The 19,585-nt window shown below is 62.5% G+C and carries 19 protein-coding genes and 1 pseudogene; 7 read left to right on the top strand and 13 right to left on the bottom strand.

What is annotated here, in order from left to right:
• Nucleotides 1-18: 18 nt before the first annotated feature.
• Nucleotides 19-549 (bottom strand): very short patch repair endonuclease, encoded by a 531-nt coding sequence (locus ACFVHU_RS07605; protein WP_208294293.1) that lies wholly within the window; start codon nucleotides 547-549, stop codon nucleotides 19-21.
• A gap of 186 nt (nucleotides 550-735) precedes the next feature.
• Between ACFVHU_RS07605 and ACFVHU_RS07600 the strand changes: the two genes are divergently transcribed.
• Entirely contained in the window at nucleotides 736-1,797 is a 1,062-nt protein-coding gene (locus ACFVHU_RS07600; protein ID WP_133834796.1) for a 2,3-butanediol dehydrogenase, read from the top strand.
• Nucleotides 1,798-1,849: 52 nt separating this feature from the next.
• Here the strand turns inward: ACFVHU_RS07600 and ACFVHU_RS07595 are convergent, their stop codons facing one another.
• From ACFVHU_RS07595 to ACFVHU_RS07570, 6 genes are all read right to left on the bottom strand, one after another.
• Entirely contained in the window at nucleotides 1,850-2,524 is a 675-nt protein-coding gene (locus ACFVHU_RS07595; protein WP_332504630.1) for a hypothetical protein, read from the bottom strand.
• The gene (locus tag ACFVHU_RS07590; protein WP_332489345.1) at nucleotides 2,521-2,931 is read right to left on the bottom strand and encodes a DUF4383 domain-containing protein; all 411 of its coding nucleotides are present in this window, start codon (nucleotides 2,929-2,931) and stop codon (nucleotides 2,521-2,523) included. The genes ACFVHU_RS07595 and ACFVHU_RS07590 overlap by 4 nt, the downstream gene beginning before the upstream one ends.
• 322 nt (nucleotides 2,932-3,253) lie before the next feature.
• Nucleotides 3,254-4,636 (bottom strand): cryptochrome/photolyase family protein, encoded by a 1,383-nt coding sequence (locus tag ACFVHU_RS07585; RefSeq protein WP_388023620.1) that lies wholly within the window; start codon nucleotides 4,634-4,636, stop codon nucleotides 3,254-3,256.
• A 155-nt stretch (nucleotides 4,637-4,791) separates the two neighbouring features.
• Nucleotides 4,792-5,370, bottom strand: coding sequence for a DUF3618 domain-containing protein (locus ACFVHU_RS07580; RefSeq protein WP_388023618.1), 579 nt, complete (start codon nucleotides 5,368-5,370; stop codon nucleotides 4,792-4,794).
• A complete protein-coding gene (locus ACFVHU_RS07575) occupies nucleotides 5,367-5,786 on the bottom strand; it encodes a phage holin family protein (protein WP_388023615.1) in 420 nt (139 codons plus the stop codon). The genes ACFVHU_RS07580 and ACFVHU_RS07575 overlap by 4 nt, the downstream gene beginning before the upstream one ends.
• A gap of 9 nt (nucleotides 5,787-5,795) precedes the next feature.
• The gene (locus tag ACFVHU_RS07570) at nucleotides 5,796-6,668 is read right to left on the bottom strand and encodes a hypothetical protein (RefSeq protein WP_388023612.1); all 873 of its coding nucleotides are present in this window, start codon (nucleotides 6,666-6,668) and stop codon (nucleotides 5,796-5,798) included.
• A 431-nt stretch (nucleotides 6,669-7,099) separates the two neighbouring features.
• Between ACFVHU_RS07570 and ACFVHU_RS07565 the strand changes: the two genes are divergently transcribed.
• Nucleotides 7,100-8,476: an NAD-dependent succinate-semialdehyde dehydrogenase gene (locus tag ACFVHU_RS07565; protein ID WP_359185078.1), complete on the top strand. Its 1,377-nt coding sequence runs from the start codon at nucleotides 7,100-7,102 to the stop codon at nucleotides 8,474-8,476.
• A gap of 143 nt (nucleotides 8,477-8,619) precedes the next feature.
• Here the strand turns inward: ACFVHU_RS07565 and ACFVHU_RS07560 are convergent, their stop codons facing one another.
• Nucleotides 8,620-9,048 carry a hypothetical protein gene (locus tag ACFVHU_RS07560; protein ID WP_388023609.1) on the bottom strand — a complete coding sequence of 143 codons (429 nt, stop codon included), beginning with the start codon at nucleotides 9,046-9,048 and terminating at the stop codon, nucleotides 8,620-8,622.
• A 566-nt stretch (nucleotides 9,049-9,614) separates the two neighbouring features.
• Between ACFVHU_RS07560 and ACFVHU_RS07555 the strand changes: the two genes are divergently transcribed.
• The 4 genes and pseudogenes from ACFVHU_RS07555 to ACFVHU_RS07540 all read left to right on the top strand — a co-directional run bounded on the left by ACFVHU_RS07555 (nucleotide 9,615) and on the right by ACFVHU_RS07540 (nucleotide 13,264).
• Nucleotides 9,615-9,668 (top strand): chloramphenicol resistance leader peptide, encoded by a 54-nt coding sequence (locus ACFVHU_RS07555; protein ID WP_124770126.1) that lies wholly within the window; start codon nucleotides 9,615-9,617, stop codon nucleotides 9,666-9,668.
• Between the two features lie 21 nt (nucleotides 9,669-9,689).
• A complete protein-coding gene (locus tag ACFVHU_RS07550; RefSeq protein ID WP_105656069.1) occupies nucleotides 9,690-10,868 on the top strand; it encodes a Cmx/CmrA family chloramphenicol efflux MFS transporter in 1,179 nt (392 codons plus the stop codon).
• Nucleotides 10,865-11,856: pseudogene (locus tag ACFVHU_RS07545) on the top strand (IS481 family transposase). Before ACFVHU_RS07550 ends, ACFVHU_RS07545 begins: the two are co-directional and overlap by 4 nt.
• A gap of 328 nt (nucleotides 11,857-12,184) precedes the next feature.
• A complete protein-coding gene (locus ACFVHU_RS07540) occupies nucleotides 12,185-13,264 on the top strand; it encodes a YbdK family carboxylate-amine ligase (protein ID WP_388023606.1) in 1,080 nt (359 codons plus the stop codon).
• A gap of 114 nt (nucleotides 13,265-13,378) precedes the next feature.
• Here the strand turns inward: ACFVHU_RS07540 and bcp are convergent, their stop codons facing one another.
• The 3 genes from bcp to ACFVHU_RS07525 all read right to left on the bottom strand — a co-directional run bounded on the left by bcp (nucleotide 13,379) and on the right by ACFVHU_RS07525 (nucleotide 17,030).
• On the bottom strand, nucleotides 13,379-13,855 hold the full coding sequence (gene bcp / locus ACFVHU_RS07535; protein WP_388023603.1) for a thioredoxin-dependent thiol peroxidase: 477 nt from the start codon (nucleotides 13,853-13,855) through the stop codon (nucleotides 13,379-13,381).
• Between the two features lie 386 nt (nucleotides 13,856-14,241).
• The gene (locus ACFVHU_RS07530; protein ID WP_105656071.1) at nucleotides 14,242-14,499 is read right to left on the bottom strand and encodes a DUF4235 domain-containing protein; all 258 of its coding nucleotides are present in this window, start codon (nucleotides 14,497-14,499) and stop codon (nucleotides 14,242-14,244) included.
• A gap of 14 nt (nucleotides 14,500-14,513) precedes the next feature.
• Complete coding sequence (locus tag ACFVHU_RS07525; protein ID WP_388023600.1) at nucleotides 14,514-17,030, bottom strand: ATP-dependent DNA ligase; 2,517 nt, start codon at nucleotides 17,028-17,030, stop codon at nucleotides 14,514-14,516.
• Between the two features lie 158 nt (nucleotides 17,031-17,188).
• On the opposite strand from ACFVHU_RS07525, the gene ACFVHU_RS07520 reads away from it, so the two are divergent.
• Nucleotides 17,189-18,190 carry a Ku protein gene (locus tag ACFVHU_RS07520; RefSeq protein ID WP_388023597.1) on the top strand — a complete coding sequence of 334 codons (1,002 nt, stop codon included), beginning with the start codon at nucleotides 17,189-17,191 and terminating at the stop codon, nucleotides 18,188-18,190.
• Between the two features lie 3 nt (nucleotides 18,191-18,193).
• Here ACFVHU_RS07520 and ACFVHU_RS07515 read toward each other — a convergent pair whose 3' ends face one another.
• Nucleotides 18,194-19,366: an alcohol dehydrogenase catalytic domain-containing protein gene (locus ACFVHU_RS07515; RefSeq protein WP_105656074.1), complete on the bottom strand. Its 1,173-nt coding sequence runs from the start codon at nucleotides 19,364-19,366 to the stop codon at nucleotides 18,194-18,196.
• 47 nt (nucleotides 19,367-19,413) lie between these two features.
• Entirely contained in the window at nucleotides 19,414-19,584 is a 171-nt protein-coding gene (locus tag ACFVHU_RS07510; protein WP_332499153.1) for a hypothetical protein, read from the bottom strand.
• Nucleotide 19,585: the final 1 nt, after the last annotated feature.

The raw sequence follows: 19,585 nt of genomic DNA, 5'->3' as shown, positions 1-19,585 counted from the left end.
CGGGCGGACTCTTTGATCTTAGCCAACTCCGGTGCCCTGGGACGGGTCCTGCCCGCCGGGGCTGCCCGGCAGGATCCGTACCGGTCCGAGGAAACTTGCTGCCCTGTCCAAGACGCCATCCATCGCCTTCAGCTCGCATTCCCAGAGCGTCAGCGATTCCCAGCCAAGTGCCGCCAGGCTATCGCGATTGCGCTGGTCCCGGGCGATGTTGGCATCCAGCTTGGGGTTCCAGTACCCGGTATTGGATGCGGGGCGCCGCTGGCCCACCGGGCAGTCGTGGCCGTGCCAGAAGCAGCCGTTGACGAAGATGGCCTTGCGCCGGGCGCTGAAGACCAGATCCGGGGATCCGGGAAGCTTTCCGCCCCGCAGCGGGATGCCGGGATGCGCAGAACGCAGCTGGGCAACTTGCCGTGCAGGCAGGACGCCGTGCACGCCGTAGCGGTACCCCGCTGCATGCAGCAACCGTCGCAGGACCAGTTCCGGTCCGGTGTTCTTGCTGGAAATGCGCGACATGAGCGCCGAACGCTGCGCCGCCGACATGATGTCCATAGTCCATTGTGCGCCGCGAACAGGCCGCGCACTGCTGGCTGGGTTTTGGCTGGATGGCTTGCTGGAGCCATCGGATGAAACCTCTTGCAACGGTTCCCAAACCTTGGCTGCCGCAGTAGCTTGGAGCTGGAATGGCCGGCCGGGATCGGGCCGGTCACCGACAGGCAGAAGAATCGAGGGGGAGCCATGCGCGCAGCACGGTACTACGACCAGAAGGACATCCGGATCGAAGACATCGATGAACCGCAGCTGAAGCCCGGAACGGTGGCCATCGACGTGGCCTGGTGCGGCATCTGCGGCACCGATCTGCACGAGTACCTGGAGGGCCCGATCTTCATCCCGCCGGCCGGGCATCCGCACCCGCTCTCCGGGGAGAGCGCTCCGGTGACCATGGGCCATGAATTCTCCGGAACCATTACCGCCCTGGGCGAAGGCATCACCGGCCTTGAAATCGGCGAGAACGTCGTGGTGGAACCGTACATCATCCATGAGGATGTGGACACCGGCGAAGGCCAGCAGTACCAGCTCTCCCAGGACATGAACTTCATCGGCCTGGGCGGCCGCGGCGGAGGGCTATCGGAGAAAATCGTCGTGGAACGCCGCTGGGTGCATCCCATCGGCAAGATCCCCCTGGATGAGGCCGCGCTGATCGAGCCGCTGTCGGTGGCCCACCACGCCTTCGTCCGCTCCGGGGCGAAGGCCGGGCAGGTGGCGATCGTGGGAGGTGCCGGCCCGATCGGCCTGCTGACCGCAGCGGTGCTCAAGGCCAAGGGGCTGACAGTCTACATCTCGGAACTCTCCGAGGCCCGCAAGGCCAAGGCGCGAGAAACCGGAATTGCCGACGGGATTTTCGATCCCAGGGAAGGGGACGTGGCCGAACGGGTGCGCGAAGCGACCGGCGGCCGGGGTGCGGATACCGGATTCGAGTGTTCCTCGGTCCCGGTGGTGCTGGATATGCTCCTGGACGCGGTGGCTCCCGGCGGGGTGATCGTCAACGTTTCGATTTGGGGGCATAAGCCGCAAGTGGACATGCCCAAGCTGGTCTTGAAGGAAATCGACCTGCGCGGCACCATCGGCTACGCCAATGACCATCCGGACACCATTGCCCTGGTGCAAAGCGGCAAACTGGACCTGGCCCCGTTCATCACCGGGCGCATCGGGCTCGACGAGCTGGTTTCCGAAGGGTTCGACCAGCTGATCAACAACAATGAGGAACACGTGAAGATCATTGTTGATCCGCGGGCCTAGCCTGCAGCTATCGGGGCCAGTTGGATCACTGGCACTGGCCCCCTGGCTGCGGCTAGTGGTGGTGTTCTGCCTGTTTCATCTTGCCAATGATTCCCGGGTCGATGTCTCCCGAACGATGAGCGCCGTGCTCGGAATGCGGTACCGCGAGTTCTCCAGCGGACGAAGCTGCCAACCCCAAACTGGCAACCGCCGCAACCGCAACCGAACCGGCAAACATGCTCCCGAGGACAACTAGGCTGCTGGAACGCACTGCCCGGTGCGGATAGTTCTTCCGCCGCTTGCGCTGCCACAGGAATACCGCCAGCACCGACAGCTCAAGCAGCAGCAAGGAAGCAATCGTGAGATCCAGATTCTTCGTTCCCTCCGGGAACCCCCAAAGGCCGGCAACAATGCTGGCTAAATGCACGGAGGAGACGAGCGCCAGGCAGGGGACCGCAAGCTTCACGGCAGGGGCCGCTGCCTTCAGCAGGCTGGCAACGGCGTACACCAGCGCCACCCCAGCCCAGGCTGCGGATGCTATCGCGCCGAGCCACGCCCACCACGGTGCCGGGGCGGACCCGACCCCGAATGCCGATGCCAAGCTGGCGGAGGAGGCCGCGGCCAGCGCCGCAACTCCCAGACCAGCGATCCCGGCATATAGGCCGCCGAAGGCGACGGATCCCGCAACTGCACCTCGCCCTTGAGTGGCAGGTTCGGTGGCAGCCGCCGTCGCCTCGTGGGAATTCATGACCGTGCAGTATGGGCTGCTGGCGTCCGGTCCTGGGACAGGCCTACCGACAGCAGGACAAGCGCGCTGGCTAGGTGCAGGACGTTATCCGCACCGTTCAGGGCAATGATGTTCAGCGCTGTTGAGGCCAAGAAGAGGCCGAGGATGCCAACCAGGAGGTAGACGGCGCCCACTGTGGTGTTGGCGAGCTTGGAAGCACGCACGGATCCGAGCCCAGCGATGAGCAGTGCTGCGCCGATGGCCAGGTGGATGACGTTGTGAAGTGGATTGACCTCGAAAATGATCAGCTTCCCGCCCTCTGTTGCGAAGAAGTCCACGCCGGCAGTGACAAGGAACCCGAGCAGGCCGACAAGGAGGTACACGGCCCCGAAAATCGTTGCGAGCAAGCGGTTAGGCGATGTGCGCATGGCAATCAGTCCTTCCTGGGACACGGATTCTAGTCCGTGTCGAGTTTTGCGGGCTCCGGAAGGAACCCTGTAGAGGTTCTTCGGAGAAGGGCGGAAGGCGGATTGGTCTTGATTGGACTTATTTGCGGTTATCGGGCGTACCCAAGGATGCGGGTATGCGTATAAGCTCCGGCACTCGGTGGAGAATGCTCTGGACCCTCCGGCAAGGAAGCTGATGCACTGAGACAGGGAGTCGAAGAGGCATCGGGCTGAAACAGCGAAGAGCATGTGAAGATCTTCGTGGATCCGCGGCTTCATTTTCCCGCTGCCCGATGCTTCGCGACTATGAGATGAGCTTCATCTGCTCATAGGCATCCAATGCAGCCCGCCGCGATTGCTTAAGATCCACAATGGGTTCGGTAGCCAGCGGGGCGTACTTTGCGACGTAGCTTCCCTGAGGGTCGAATTTCTTGGCCTGCAATTCCGGGTTGAAGACCCGGAAATATGGGGAAGCGTCGGCTCCGCTGCCGGCGACCCATTGCCAATTGGCAGTATTGCTGGCGAGATCCGCATCAACCAAGGTGTCCCAGAACCAGCGCTCGCCGGCTTTCCAATGCACTTGCAGGTTCTTGACCAGCAGGCTGGCTGCCACCATGCGCACCCGGTTGTGCATCCATCCGGTCTGCCAGAGCTGCTGCATGCCGGCGTCCACTAGACCGAAACCGGTGCGTCCTTGTTGCCAACAGCTCATATATTCCGCGGCCTGCGGGTCTGCCTCAGGCCAGGCCCAGTCGAAATGATCGAACTGCGCACGCAGATTCCGCTCCGGAAGCTGCGGGTGATGGTAGTACAGGTGCCAGCAGAAATCCCGCCAGGCGAGCTGGCGGCGCATCGCGGTGGCACCGTCGGAAGCCTCGGGATTTACGGCGGCCAGACGGCCCAGCGCCTCCCACGTCTGGCTTGCGCTGACATGCCCCCAGCGCAAGGCGGGGGAGAGGGCAGACGTTCCGTCCAGATCGGGGCGGTCATGGTGCTCCGGGTAGTCTTCGGCGATCGATTCCAGCACCTGCTCCAGGCGCTGGCGCGCAGGCGCTTCTCCGGGTTCCCATTGCGCGGCGAGCCCGTCAATCCAGTCCAAAGCCGGCAATAATCCCAAGCTCTCCAACTCGTCGCTGGCGGGAAGATTAGTGTCCGGGAGGGGTTCTTGTGCCTGTGGCGCGGGCAACGGAGGCCGGATCTCGCTGTCGCGCAACGCGTTGTAGAAGGGCGTGAAGACCTTGTAGCAGGTGTTGTTCTTGGTCAGCAGCTCCCAGGGCTCATGCAAGAGCGTCCCGCTGTAGCTGCGGGCATGGACGCCTCGCGCGTCGAGGTCCTGCTTGATCTGCATGTCGACGGCGCGTTCAGCGTGGCCGTAGCGGCGGTTCCAGTGCACGGTCTGCACGTTGCCTTCGTGCACGAGTTCGCTGATGATCCCGGCGGCCGGGCCTTGGCGCAGGATGAGCGGGATTTCCAGTTTTTCCAGCGATCGGCGAAGGTCCTCCAGCGCCTGATGCAGCCACCATTTGGCCGCGCCACCCAGCGGGCGGATGCCGGCAGATGCCTGGTCCAGGACATATACCGCGATCACCGGACCGGAAGAAAGCGCGGCATCCAACGCTGGGTGATCGCTGGTGCGCAGATCATCGCGGAACCATACCAGCTGGGCAGGCAAAGCAGGCTGAGTCATTTGGAGTTCTCCATGGACTCATCCTAGTGGTTATTTAGCTTAGCTAGCTAAATTCTGGTGGATGCCCCGCCTAGCTCGGCGGTTACCGGGCATAGCAAGAGGCTGGTGGTTCCAATCAGTGATTGCACGCACCAGCCTCTTGCCGCGCCTAGGGATCAGGAGCCGTTACCCATATCCTTGGCCGTGTCCTTTGCTTCGCTGTGCAGATGCTCGGCTTCGGAGTTGGCTTCGGATTTGACGGTCTGCACGGATTCCTGCGCGGAATCCCGCAGGTCCTCTGCGGCCTGTCGCGCAGGCTCCCGCAGGTCTTCGGCAATCTGTTTCGCCGCATCCTTGGCCTCTTCGGCCAGCGGTTCTGCCTTGTCCTTGACCCGCTGGACCAGCTCGGCTTCTTTCTGGGTCCCCGGAAGCAGCGACGAGGCCAGCAGTCCTGCCCCGAAGGCGATGATTCCGGCGGCCAGCGGATTGCCCTTGGTCTGCTCCACCACCCTGTGCGGTGCGTCCCTGACGGCTTCCGCGGCGTCTTCACTGTAGTGGTGCAGCTGGTCACTTGTTGATTCACTGGTTCCCATGACGGAGACCTTCACCTTCCTGAATGAGTCCTTGACCTTTTCGGATTGTCGGTGGGCAATGTGGCTGGGACTGACCCTGTCGGCAATCGCATCCACATCCTGTTGCATGTCGCCTCGTGTCTGGGCGATTTCCGCGCGGAGTTCTTCTGAATTCTTGCTCATGGTGCATCATCCTTCGGAGTAAAAGCTGATGGAATCTTCTTGACTGTCTCGGCCGTATTAGGCAGTCCCTTGATCTCTTGCATCTTCTTCTTGGCTGCGCTTGCCAAGACCAGACCGATCACCGCCCAGAGGGCGGCGACCACCAAGGCCGAGAAGCCGTAGCCAATCCAGAGCGACAATCCGAAGAAAGCCGCAACGGAAAGAAATAGCAAGACGAAATGGCCGGCAACACCGGCACCGGCATACATGCCTGCACCCTTGCCGGCGGAGCTGGCCGACTCCTTCAACTCCGTCTTTGCCAGCTCGATCTCTTGGCGGACCAGCAGCGATACGTTCTGGGTCAGGTCATTGAACAGGGCGCCGAGGGAACTGCGTTCATGTTCTGCGGAATCGGGATCTGGCGTCGTGTGAGTCATCGAATGCTCCTAGCGGTAGTCGGTGCTGCGCGGATCCCCAGGAGGGTAGGAGCGCAGCGGGTCAACATCCACCGAATCGTCATGCAGCGGGTTGCCTGCCGAATCCACGCGGGTGGTTCCCTGGAAGGACGGGTCAACCCGCACCGGACCTGGCCCGTCAACGCCCGAGGCGTTCGGTGCGCTGGTGGTGCCGGGGCGTGGCTCCTGGTCGCGGCGCCCTGTGCCTTCCTTCGGCTCGCTGGCATTTCGCGTCATGCGTCCTGCCAGCAGGCCGGCGCCCAGCGCCAGTCCCAAGAAGGCCGCAGGGCGTTTGCGTGCAAAGCCCTTGACCTCATCCAGCAAGTCGTGCGGCTCGCGCTGTTCGAGCCAATCGGCGGCCTGTCCGCTGTGATGCGAAGCCTGGTCCACCAGCATGGAGGCGGTTCCGCTCGCGCTGGACTGGTCGAGCATGGCGCGGAACTCATCGCTGATGTCGCGCAGGTTGGCCGCGACCTTCCGCTGCTGCGCGGAGGTCTGCTCCTTCAGGTCGGAGCCGAGTTCATCCCACAGATGGGTGGCCTGGTCCTTGGCCTGCTCAGCGAGCATCGAGGCTTCCTGCTTGGCGCTGTCAAGCACGTGGGTTGCGGATTCCTGGCCCTCGCGCGCCAGATCCTGGGCTGCCTGCGCTTTGCCCGACGTACTGCCGCTTCCTTCGGACTGCCGGTCATCGGAATCATGCGCGTCGGCCGGTACCGGTTCGACAGTGCCCGACGGGAACAGGTCGGTTTGCGGCTCGGCCAACGGATCCGGATCGTTCAAGCCGTGGCGGACGGTTCCGGGTTGCGGGGTGCTGCGCGGGTCATCGGGGAATGGATTCGAACTGGTGTCATCGTTGGTGCTCATGTCTTCCCTTCCTCTGCTGCTGTCGTCAGCTGCGGGTGGCGCGGCAGGTGGCCGTGCATCCGGCTCCGCAGTCCGTGCGGAGCGCTGCTGGTTGGCTACGACGCTAGGCAAGAGCGCGCCGCAGGTCACGGATCGCGGCCAATCCGCAGGAAGCATTCAGGTTCGATGGCGACAGCTCGGAGCTTCCAGGAAAGCAGGAGGCAAGCGAGTAGGATCGAGCCGGATCCCGAGCGTCCAGCGCACCACCCGGCGCAGCTGCGAGGAGTCCAGCAGCCCCTGCAATCCCTGCTGCGGCCCAGTTCGCGGCTTTGGAGGAACAGCGGCACTTTCCGTGGCGAACACGCCAATACCCGACGAGTCCGGGGCATTGGCGCCGGGAGCTGGAAGACTGGGCGCTAAGTGTCCAACAAGCGAATCTTCGAAGGAGCACCATGTCCACTTATGCCGTTACCAATCCCGCCACCGGCGTAGTCGAAGCAACCTACCCGACTGCCACCGATGCGCAGATCCAGGATGCCATCGCCGAGGCGCACAACGCCTACACCCAGTGGTCGGTCTCCGCGCTTCAGGAACGCGTCGCCCTGCTGGAGCGGGTGGCAGACATCTACGAGGCACGCGCCGATCAGCTGGCCGCGATCATCACCCGCGAGATGGGCAAGCCCATCAAGCAGTCGCTGGGGGAAATCGGCATCGTGGCGGCGATCTACCGCTACTACGCCAAGAACGGTCCGGGGTACCTGGCCGACGAGGAGCTGGAGATCGCTTCGGGCGGCAAGGCGCTGGTGCGCAAGGAAGCGGTCGGTGCGCTGCTGGGCATCATGCCGTGGAATTTCCCGTACTACCAGGTGGCACGCTTCGCCGGGCCGAACCTGATGAACGGCAACACCATCCTGCTCAAGCACGCGCCGCAGTGCCCGGAGTCGGCGCTGGCCATGGAAGAGATCTTCAAGGAAGCAGGAGCCCCGCAGGGCGCGTATGTGAACATCTTCGCCACCAATGACCAGGTCGCGGACATCATCGCCGACCGCCGGGTGCAGGGAGTATCCCTGACCGGTTCCGAGCGCGCCGGATCCGCCGTGGCAGAGATTGCCGGGCGCAACCTGAAGAAGGTGGTGCTGGAACTGGGCGGCTCGGATCCATTCGTGGTCTTCGACGACGCGGACGTGGCGCGCACCGCCAAGCTGGGCATGCGCGCCCGCTTCGGGAACACCGGCCAGGCCTGCAATGCGGCCAAGCGCTTCATTATCGATTCATCGGTCTACGAGGACTTCTCCCAGGCGCTGGTGGAGCAGGTGGCCGGAATCAAGGTGGGCGACCCGGCCCAGCCGGAGAACTTCCTCGGCCCGCTGTCCTCGGCCGCGGCCCGCGACGGCTTGGCCGCACAGGTGCAGGACGCCATCGACAAGGGTGCCCAGGTCTTGGCCGGCGGCAAGCCGATCCAGGGCGAGGGCGCATTCTACGAGCCGACCATCCTTGCCGGGGTGACCCCCGAGATGCGCGCCTTCTCCGAGGAGCTCTTCGGCCCGGTCGCCGTACTCTACAAGGTGGATGGCGAAGAGGAAGCCGTGGCTTTGGCCAACAACACCGAGTACGGGCTGGGAGCTTCCATCCACACCCGGGACATGGAACGCGCAGAGCGCGTTTCAGTGCAGCTGCAAAGCGGCATGGTCGCCGTCAACGAGCCTTCGGCTTCCTACCCTGAGCTGCCCTTTGGCGGCGTGAAGCGCTCGGGCATCGGCCGCGAGCTGGGCAAGTACGGCATGGACGAATTCATCAACCACAAGTTGGTGAAGATCGCCGGGCGCTGAGCCAGGGGATTGCGGCAACGGTCCTGGCTTTCCCGAGGAATTCCGGAAAAGCCAGGACCGTCAGTCGAAAATGGCCTATATGCAGTTAGCAACGAGTCGTTGAATCAGCAGCACCTGGGCGGGAACCTCCAGTCACCCGGCAGCTAGCCGCGCGTCATTGCCATCGGCCGCTGTTCTTCCGGAGTAAAGACCGGCAGGGCGTTGGCAATTGCCGTGTGGGTCCAATACCGAACTCGGAAGGCCAGCATGCCGCTTTCCTCCGCTTGCTCGAAGAGCGTGCAGATCCGGGTATTCGCAGGAGTCTCATCGACGATCCGGAGAGCACCGTTGGGAGGCGAGACATGGATGAAACGAAGCTGCTCGCCCTGGGCGTCCAGTATCGCCACGAGAACAGCGCAATTGTGAACGGAAGCGAGGCCCATGACGTCGTCTACCGGCTCGTTGGGTTGTGCAATGATCACGGGCATTCCTTGGATCCACCCGTACTCGCTCAGATGGGAGCGTCCTTCGCGCGACCCCAGGAGTTCGGCGACACGTTCAGCAGTCTTGGACCTGACTATACGTCCTGGCATTAGTACTACCTCCACTTTGTTCGTAACTCTCGAGTGCACCCCATAAGTCACGCCACTTCGCAGATTGCCGATGAGTCTGCCAGCAGGCAAGGTTCGCCGTCGTTGAGAAGCGGAGTGTGCTTTAAATCTAGGCCACTTGGTCTACGACCGGGAGGGGTGTCCCTGGGTTCTCAGCTAATTTTCAGGCTCAGAGGAGAGCTTTTTGAACTTAGCTTCCGGCCTAGTCAGTAGTTTGTTTGGTCTGCCGCGGACTGCCCGTCGCTAGGCTTCGTATGTACGCCGGAACGGACCGCATTTCCAAGGTCCACAGCCGTGCTTGCTGTTCGCCGCAGCTGCGGGCAGATCGTTGCCGCTTCCAGAGCCAGTTGTGATGTCCAGGGACAGTGTTCTGCCCCCGCGCGCAACGACGTCGTGCCGATTAGGGACGTGTCTATCCACGCCACGCGCAGTCGAGCGCTGTAGAGTTCGGGATATGTCGAGTCCCGAGTCAGACAAGTCCGGGGTTGTCGGTCACACCGCCAGCCCCTTCAACCAGTAGTTACGACGCCCACGATCTGTGTGGGCGTATGTCTGGCGTACCCGGGGTGCTGGCCGTGGTGACAAGAAGAACCATTTCTTGATTTCTTACTTCGGAGTACTCGATGCCTTTTGCTCTCTACATGCTTGCCTTGGCGGTTTTCGTCATGGGCACTTCAGAATTCATGCTCGCGGGATTGCTCCCCGCGATCGCGACCGAGCTTGACGTCTCGGTCGGCACGGCGGGCCTGCTGACTTCGGCCTTCGCGATCGGTATGGTCATCGGCGCGCCAGTGATGGCGGCATTCGCTCGCCGTTGGCCACCGCGGCTCACGTTGATCGTCTGCCTTCTCGTGTTCGCGGGAAGCCACGTCATCGGAGCGATGACACCCGTGTTCGCTCTCCTCCTCATAACCCGGGTGCTCAGCGCTCTTGCAAACGCAGGATTCCTCGCGGTAGCACTGAGCACGGCCACTACTCTCGTGCCAGCGAACCAGAAGGGGCGTGCACTGTCGATCCTGCTCTCCGGCACGACGATCGCAACCGTCGCGGGTGTCCCCGCTGGGTCTCTGCTCGGCACAGCGTTGGGCTGGCGAACGACGTTCTGGGCAGTCGCCATCCTCTGTATTCCGGCGGTCTTCGGAGTCGTTCGAGGGATCACGAACAATGCCGGTCAGACCGCAACTGCCGGGTCCTCGCCAAGGCTTCGTGCCGAGCTCAGCCAGTTGGCGACGCCGCGGCTCATCCTGGCCATGGCACTTGGAGCGCTGATCAACGGAGGGACCTTTGCGGCGTTCACCTTCCTCGCCCCCGTAGTGACCGAGACTGCGGGGATGGCTGATGGGTGGGTGTCCTTCGCACTGGTGATGTTCGGCGTCGGATCATTCCTTGGCGTCACGATCGCTGGGCGACTGTCAGATCAACGCCCCGGCGTCGTGCTTGCAGTCGGCGGCCCGCTGCTGCTGACAGGATGGATCGGATTGGCATTGGTCGCGTCGCATCCCGTTGCGCTTATCGTCCTCGTCTTCGTTCAGGGCTTCCTGTCGTTCGGCATTGGCAGCACCTTGATCACGCGTGTGCTGTATGCAGCGTCGGCTGCTCCAACGATGGGCGGTTCGTACGCAACCGCGGCATTGAACCTCGGTGCCGCGGCGGGTCCTGTGCTTGGCGCGTTCGGGCTCGCGGCAGGGTTGGGGGTGCTCGCGCCGGTCTGGGTGGCCGCGGCATTGGCGGCGGCCGCGCTCTTGACCATGGTGCTGAGCCGGCACACGCTTTTGGAAACCACTGCGGAGGCCAATCGATGACTGATCCAAATGCGCTGCTCACGCCTCGTACCCGTCTCCGGATAGCCCGTCTGATTGTTGAAGACGGCTATCCGGCCACGATGGCAGCGAAGATGTATATGCTCTCTCCGATCACTGCCCGGAAGGGGGCCGGTCGTTGACGGGAAGAGGGTGGGCATGGGATGCAGCATCGCTCCAGCAGGCCGCATTGCAGTCCAGGCAGGACGCCCGAGCATGCCAAGAAGAAGCAGATCATCAATCTGCGCTTGCGACTTCGGCTGGTCCAGCCCAGATCGCTGCGTGACTTTGTCTCCCGGCGTCCAGGGTTCAAGCGGTCCTCGCCCGTTGCCGCGTGAACCGCCTCTCCCATATCGATCGTGTCACTGGTGAGCCCTTGCGGCGACATGGGCACCCTTATCCGGGATCGTTGATCCATGTCGATGTCACGAAGTTCGGGAATATCCCCGACGGTGGTGGACATCGTTACGTTGGTCGGCAGCAAGGCGCACGGAACAGAACCGCCACTCCGGGACTGCCCAGAGGCAAAGACCACAAGCCGCGGACCGGAACGGCGTTCGTTCACACAGTGATCGACGACCACCCCCGAGCCGCTTATGCAGAGATCTGCATGGACGAGCGGGCAAGCACAGCGGTGGGAGTTCTCGAACGCGCTGTGGCCTGGTTCGCTGAACGGGGCGTGACCGTCGAGCGAGTCCTATCCGACAACGGGTCGGCCTACAGATCCCACCTTTGGAGGGACTTCTGCGCTCGGCTTGGCATCAGACACAAGCGAGCACCTCCCTATCAGCCGCAGACGAACGGGACGATCGAGCGGTTCCACCGCACACTCAGGGGCGGGTGGGCTTATGCCAAGTTTTACGGTTCAAACGCCGAGCGACGCCTGGCTCTGCCCGGCTGGCTCCACTTCTACAACCACCACCGACACCACTCAGCGATTGGCTGCGCACCCTTCGCCCGACTAAACAATGTCCCTGAACCTCACAGCTAGTTCAGATTTCATGTCCGATTCATTCTGGGTTGATGGGAAAACCATGAGAATCCATCGGGCAAGCAGATGCAGCCAGGCTACGGGATCTACTGTTTCAGAATCCGCTTACGCAGAACGCAAGCCGCCGAGGCGGATGAAGCTGCGGCCATCCGGATATTCGCAGCCTAGCTGAAAGGGGATTGATCATGCGGCAATCCGTTCCGCGCAAGAAGAATGATGAGCAGTTCCCCGCTAGTTCGCATCAGGCAGACCAGGTTAGCCAGCAGTAAGTCAACACAGGCCGGTTGCTGGTCCGACGCCCTAGCAGCCATGTTCCGGGAGGCACGAAATGAGCACCTTTGGCATTGAAGAAGAATTCTTCATGTTCGACGCAGAAACAGGGTTGCCGGCCAGCACGGATAAAGAAGCGTTACGGCAAGCGCTGGATTCGCAACGCAATGGCGAAGTGCAGAACGAACTGCTTGCTTGCCAAATAGAACATGCCAGCGCCATCTGCGAAGACCGGGATCAGGCCCTGCATGAGCTGGGAAGTTTCCGCAGTGCTCTGGCAAGCGAAGCGGCCTCCCGCGGCCTGCTGGTCGCGGGTTTGGGCGCGGCGCCGATGATTGCCCAGCAGGCTCCGGAGCTGACCGATAATGCAAGGTATCGGGAAATCGGCAACTTCGTTTCCGGAATAGCGTCAGAGCATTACATGTGCGGTTTGCACGTCCATGTGTCCATCCCGGATTCCGAAGCGGGAATTCGTGCGCTCAACTTCTTGCGCGGATGGCTGCCATTTCTTTGCGCCCTGGGCGCCAATTCTCCGTATTGGAGAGGGGTCGACAGCAACTTTTCATCGTGGAGAACCATTCATTACCGAAAGTGGTCCGTCCAGGGGATTCCGCCGTACTTCAAGGATTCGAAAGACTATGGGACTCGGCTTGCGCGAATCAATGGAACCGATGCGGTTCCCGACCCTGGCCATATCGGATGGTCTGCCCGGTTGTCGGAAAAGTACCCGACACTCGAAATTCGGGTCGCGGATTCGCAGTTGCGAGCGCAGGATTCGGTGTTGCTGGCCGTGCTCATGCGAGGGCTGGTCGAGACTGCGGTGGCCGGCGAATTCGATGCGCCGGAGTATCTGCCCGAAGTCCTGGATCTGTCACTGTGGCAAGCGGCCAAGAACGGAATCACCGGAGTGCACGTGGACACGCGAACCGGAGAGCCGGTCGCTGTGGAGGAACTGGCCCGCAGAATGCTCCGACTCATTGAGGGCGCACTGAAGGAACATGGAGATTACGACTATGCCGTGATTTCACTCAGGAACATGCTGGAGACAGGCAATGGCGCCGTCCGCCAGCGGGCCGCATTCGAGCGTGGTGCTTTCACGCATCTGTTGGCCAATGCCCATTCCGAGATGCAGATGTAGCTTGCCGTCCAGGGATCCTCAACGCAGACTGCAGGATGTGGCCGGGGCCGGTTAAAGTTGGCCCCGGCTCGAAGCGTCCGGGCTGGCACCGGAAAGATCCGGGTGCGGAATCCTCTAGACTCCGAGGGAATCGCGAAGTCGCGCCACATGCCCTTGGGCGTCCACAGAATATTCAATTTGGCGGATGCTGCCGTCTTCATCGATGACTGCGGTGGAGCGCAGCGTGCCCACGACGGTCTTTCCACCGATGTTCTTTTCACCGTAGGAGCCGTAGGCTTTGGCAACTTCGTTGCCCGGGTCGGAAAGCAGCGGGAAATTCAGCGATTCATCGCTAGCGAAGGCAGCCAGCTCTTCCGGAGCGTCCGGAGAAATGCCCAGAACGGAGAATCCTGCGGCCTGCAGCGAATTGAGGTTGTCGCGGAAATCGCAGGCCTCGGTGGTGCAGCCGGGAGTCGCGGCCTTGGGGTAGAAATACACGATCACTTTCTGCCCTGAATAATCCGAAAGCGAGATGGTCTCTCCCTTGGCATCTTGCAGGGAGAAGGCTGGCGCTGGCTGGCCGGCGGTGAGCGGAGAAGAATGGGCAGTCATCGATTCAACTTTCATATAGTGATATTTTGTTTTCATTCTAATTCAGTGGATGCACTCAATGCCAGAGACTTCTGGGATATATTTTCGACGGACTTCTGGAAGGCAATAACCTCGCCATGGACCGTGTCGCACACTTCCAAGGCATCAAGGAAGGCTTGAATGCTGCAAAAGCCTGCAATCCCGTTGGCAGTTCTGCCTGCTGGAGAAGCTGTCGACCGGCCAATTGGTCACCATGCGATTCCCGCAGGCCGTCAGCCATCCGCGATGCACCAGGGCAGTGCACACCGGGCAGAAAGCTGCCCGGCACCAACGAAAACACCGAGCCGTGCAACTGGGCAGCAGCTGCGCGACCCGGTGCATCCGGTTACCGGCCAGAATGCGGCCTGCTAGCGGTTGGCGGCCTTGGCTTCGAGGGAACGCGTCCACCGTTTGGCCATGGCCTGGATGGCAGAAGCGCTTGCCCCCGAGATCACGGCGAACGCCAGCACCTTGCCTACGGCGGCCTGCTGCTGCTTTTCGGGGTTGGCCAGGGATGGCGGTTCTTCACCCATGGCTTTATGCCAGACCCCGGAGACGAGCTTGGCTCCGAGCCAGCCTGCGCCGAGCGAAATCAGGGTTCCGAAGATCTTTACCAGCAATTTCATGTTCTGCTCCTCTGTTAGTGGTTAGTTGGAGTTTGGTTCCCGGCCGGATCTGCCGGTTCCCAGCGGACCTCATCCGGTTGCTTCTCTTCGCGCCAGCCGCGCCACACCGGATGGCGCAGAAGGCGGTCCGAGGTCAGTTCGCTGTATCGGACTTCTGCCACGTATTTCGGACTCACCCAGTGGGCATCGCTTTGATGCGCTGCCGGGATGTTCTTGGCCGGGGGAGTCTTGCGTTCGATCTTTTCAAGCCGCTCGCGGATTTCGGCCAGTTGCGCGTCGCTGAATCCGGTGCCCACCCGGCCGGCGTATTCCAAGCCGCCATTTCCAGGAATGGCCAGCAGCAGCGAGGCCGGGCTGCCGCTGCGCGACCCCTGTCCAGACCGCCAGCCAATCACCACAGCTTCCTGGTGCCGCTGGTGCTTGAGCTTCACCCAGCTGCCGCTGCGCCGGCCCAACTCGTAGACGGAGTCGCGTTCCTTGGCCACCACGCCTTCCAGGCCCAGCGCACGGCTGGTCTCGATGGCCTGCTCCAAGGTCCCGGTGTGGGCCGGTGGCACCTGCACGTACCGGTGGTCGAGATCCAGGCCCGCAAGCCGTTGGCGGCGTTGCGCGTAGGGCAGGGAAGTCAGATCCACCAGTCCTGCATCCTTGTCATATGGCAGCTGCAGCACGTCGAAGACCATGTACTGGATCCTGATGGCCGAGGCCTGCTTCGTGCGTTTCTTCCGCTGGTGGGCCACCCGTTGCTGGAGCAGCGAGAAGTCAGGGCGGCCCGAAGAATCCAGGGCGACGATTTCCCCGTCCACCACACAGCGGTCGGGCAGCAGCGAACCGAGGATTTCGAGTTCCGGGAAGTCTCCGGTCAGGTCATGGCCGTTGCGGCTAATCAGCTTGGTTTTGGCGCCATCGACTACTGCCAACGCGCGGTAGCCGTCCCATTTCATCTCAAAACTCCAACCCCGCTCGCCGGAGATCTCCCGAGCAGTGCCGGCAGTGGCCAGCATGGGGCGCAACGCCTGGCCCGACAGGTCAGCCACGGCCTGCTTGGCGCTAGGCTCGCGAGCAGCCTCCGGTTCTTCGCCACCGGAATCAGCGGACGTTCCCGCACCGGCTCCTACCGGCTGATCCTTGGCCAGCTGCAGCAGCCAATTGTCCTTGCCGCCCATCCCTGCGGCCTGGATCAGCACGAACCGCCGGTCCACTCCACCCAGCCCGCCCTCGCGGGAGCCGGTGAGCACTGCGATGACTTCTTTGCCTTCGCGCCACTTCTCGATGGTGCAACTTCCCGAATCCCAGATCGATACTTCCCCGGCACCGTATTGGCCCTTGGGGATGCTGCCTTCGAAGCTTGCGTAGGAGAGCGGATGGTCTTCGGTCATGACCGCCAAGCGCTGGATTCCTGGTTCCAGGGGTGGACCTTTGGGCACCGCCCAGGAGACCAGCACTCCGTCGTGCTCCAGGCGAAAATCCCAATGCAGCGCGCGGGCATGATGTTCCTGGATGACAAAGGAGAGGCCGGTGCCGTCCTTTCCGCCCGGCTGCATGGACTGGGAATTCCCGGATTGCTCCGGCACCGGTTCAGGTGTCAGCGCCGCATCGCGCTTGGAGCGGTAGACCGCCAGGCGATCGGGATCCTGCTGTTGTCCCGAGGCCAGCTGCGCCAGCGGATCGATTCCATCAGCAATGCGGTCCAGCACCTCGTGGAAGTCCAGCTGCTCCAACCCCGGCGCTTCGATTTCCTCCCAGGTCCGCGGGGCCGCGACAGTGGGCCGTGCGCGGCCGCGCAGAGAATACGGGCACACGGTAGTCTTCGAGGCGTTGTTCTGGCTCCAGTCCACGAACACCTTGTTCTCGCGCAGCGAGCGCTTCATGCTGGCGAGAACCAGTTGCGGATGCTCCTTCTGCAAGGTGGAGGCCAATTCCTTGGCCACCTCGTTGACTTGCTCCGAGGTGTATTTGCCATCCAGTCCGGCATAGAGGTGGATGCCCTTGGAACCGGAGGTCACTGGAAAGCTGGGCAGGTCCATGCCGTCGAGAATCTCCCGGCAGATCAAGGCGACTTCAGCGCACTGCTCCAAGCCGGCGCCCGGACCGGGATCCAGGTCCAGCACCAGCCGGTCCGGATTGGCAGGTTCCAGCGAGGAATCGAAGCGCCACTGGGGAACATGGATTTCCAGCGCAGCCACCTGGGCCATCCAGGCCAGCACCGCCTCGTTGTTGACTAGCGGATAGATATTGGAGTGGGTCTTGTGCTGCAGCTTGGCCGAGGGAATCCAGCCTGGGGCAGAGTCCTCGAGATCCTTGCGGAAAAACACCTTGCCCGGTTCTTCGGGGGTCCCCACGCCGTCCACCCAGCGCTTGCGGGTGGCCGGGCGCCACGCGGCATGCGGAATCAGCACCGGGGCCACCTGCTGGAAGTAGTCCATGACTTCGCCCTTGGTGGTCCCGGTCTGCGGGTACAGGACCTTATCCAGATTGCTGACCTTCAGCGTGTGCCCCGCGACGGTGACGGTTTGCTCCCTGCGTGCCATGCGCTGTCCTTTGCTTTGCCTTATGAGGACCAATCTTCCCGAGCGGCGCCGGGGAATCCAGCGTTCCAAGCAAGCTTTGCGTTTCGCGCTGCCGAACCTCAGCGCCGCCTGCCAGAATCACTAGGGCAGTGACACACTGGCTGGAAAGATGCTTCACTATGCCCATGCGAGCTATCTGGACTGGATCAATTGCCTTCGGCCTGGTGAACGTGCCGGTCAAGGCCTACGGCGCCACCGAGGACCACGACATCGACCTGCACCAGGTCCATGACAAGGACGGCGGACGGATCCGCTACGAGCGCCGATGCGAAGTGTGCGGGAAGAAAATCGCCTACAAGGATCTGGACAAGGCCTATGAGGACGGAGAACGGACCATTGTGCTCACCGATGAGGACATGGACGCGTTGCCTGCGGAGAAGAGCCGCGAAATCGAGGTGGTCCAGTTCGTCCCGGCCAGCCAAGTAGATCCCCTGATGCTGGAGAAGAGCTACTATCTCCAGGCGGACTCCAAATCGCCCAAGGCCTACGAGCTATTGCGCCGAACGCTTCAGGACACCGATAAGCTGGCAGTGGTGCGCTTCGCCCTGCGCCAGAAGACCCGGCTGGGCATCTTGCGTGTCCGATCCAAGGTGATGGTGCTGCAAGCGGTCATGTGGGCGGACGAGCTGCGCGATGCCGAGGCAGTGGCACCGGAGAAATCACCGCGGATCAGCGAGCAGGAACTGAAGATGTCTGCCTCCCTGGTGGACCAGTACAGCAGTGATTTCACGCCGGACGAGTTCCAGGATGAATACCAGGTCCAGCTGCAGGCGCTGATCGAAGCGAAAATCGAGCAGGGTGAGGACCTGGATACCGAGGCGACCTTCGGTTCCCCGGACCAGAGCAGCGAGTCCGGGGAGGTCATCGATCTGATGGAGGCGCTCAAGCGCAGCATCGACGGGCGCAAGGCCAAGGCCCCGGCCAAGGCAGCCAAGGATGGGAAGGCCGCGGCGGCGAAGAAGCCAGCAGCGAAGAAACCAGCGGCGAAGAAACCAGCGAAGAAAACGGAAGCCAAGAAGCCGGCCGCGAAGAAACCAGCCACGAAGAAGGCAACGGCAAAGGAGGCCTCCTCCTCGCCACACAAGAAGAAGGCCTCCGGTTCCGGGAAGAAAAGCGCCTAGCCGCTAGGGCTTGAGCACCACCTTGATGCACGCATCCTGCTTCTTCTGGAAGGTCTCGTACATCTGCGGACCGTTCGAGAGCGGCTGCTCGTGCGTGACCAAGTCGTCCAGGCCCAGCGGATCGGCTGCATCCTCGGCCAGCGGCAGCAGCTTCTGGGTCCATGAGCGCACATTGCATTGGCCCTGTCGGATCTGGATCTGCTTGTCGAACAGCTTCACCATCGGCATCGGGGTGGCGGCCCCGGCATAGACGCCGCTGATCGACAGGGTGCCGCCGCGGCGCACGGCATCGATGGCCGAATCCAGCACGCTGGTGCGGTCCGCGGAGACGTTCTCCATGGCCAGCTGCGCGGCCTTGTCCGGCAGCAACCCGGTGGCCTGCTGGAACATCGAGGAGACCGGGGAACCATGGGCTTCCATGCCCACCGCATCGAGCACGGCATCGGGGCCGCGACCGGTGCGCCCGCGCAATTCGCCCACGGTGTCCTTGGTGAAGTCCAGGGTCTGGATGCCGTGGCGCTCAGCCATGGCGCGGCGTTCTGCCACCGGGTCGATGCCCAGCACCTCATAGCCCAGATGCCGGCCGATGCGCGCGGCGAGCTGCCCCACCGGCCCGAGCCCGTAGACCGCGAGAGTTCCGCCGTCGGGGACATTGGCATAGTGCACGCCCTGCCACGCGGTGGGCAGGATATCGGAGAGGAAAAGGTAGCGGTGGTCGGGCAGCTGGTCGCCAACTTTCACCGCACCGTAATCGGCATGGGGCACGCGCAGGTATTCGGCTTGGCCGCCGGGCACCTGTCCGTAGAGTTCGGAGTACCCGAAGAATTGGGCGCCCTTGCCGTGCTTGCGCACCTGGGTGGTCTCGCACTGCGACTGCAGGTCGTGCTGGCACATCCAGCAGTGGCCGCAGGAGATGTTGAACGGGATGACTACCCGGTCGCCTACCGACAGCTTGGTGATGCCGCTGCCGACTTCCTGGACGATGCCCATGGTTTCGTGGCCCAGCACGTCGCCGGCATGCATGTAGGGGCCCAGCAGCTCATAGAGATGCAGGTCCGATCCGCAAATCGCGGTGGAAGTGACCTTGATGATGATGTCCCCGGGATCCTGGATCACCGGATCCGGGACATCGCTGAAACCGATCTTTCGCTTGCCTTGCCATGTCAATGCTTTCAAGAGGTGATCTCCTAGTCGTATCGTTGCCGGAGGAACACAAACGCGGATCAGTCGGTATTGAACTGGTCGGTGTCAACCTGGTCCGGGTCCTGCTCCTCGGCTGGCTGCTCGAACGCGTCTTCGTGGTCCCCGACAGAATTCTGTTTTTCCTCCGCGGGCTCATCGGGCGTTGGAGTGATCCCCGCGTGCCGCTCTTCTTCTGGCTGGTTGGATTCCATG

The sequence above is a fragment of the Glutamicibacter sp. NPDC127525 genome, from assembly GCF_042672105.1.
Classification (GTDB): Bacteria; Actinomycetota; Actinomycetes; order Actinomycetales; family Micrococcaceae; genus Glutamicibacter.
The sequence above is the reverse complement of the archived record's forward strand: the minus strand, read 5'-3'. Positions and strand labels throughout refer to the sequence as shown.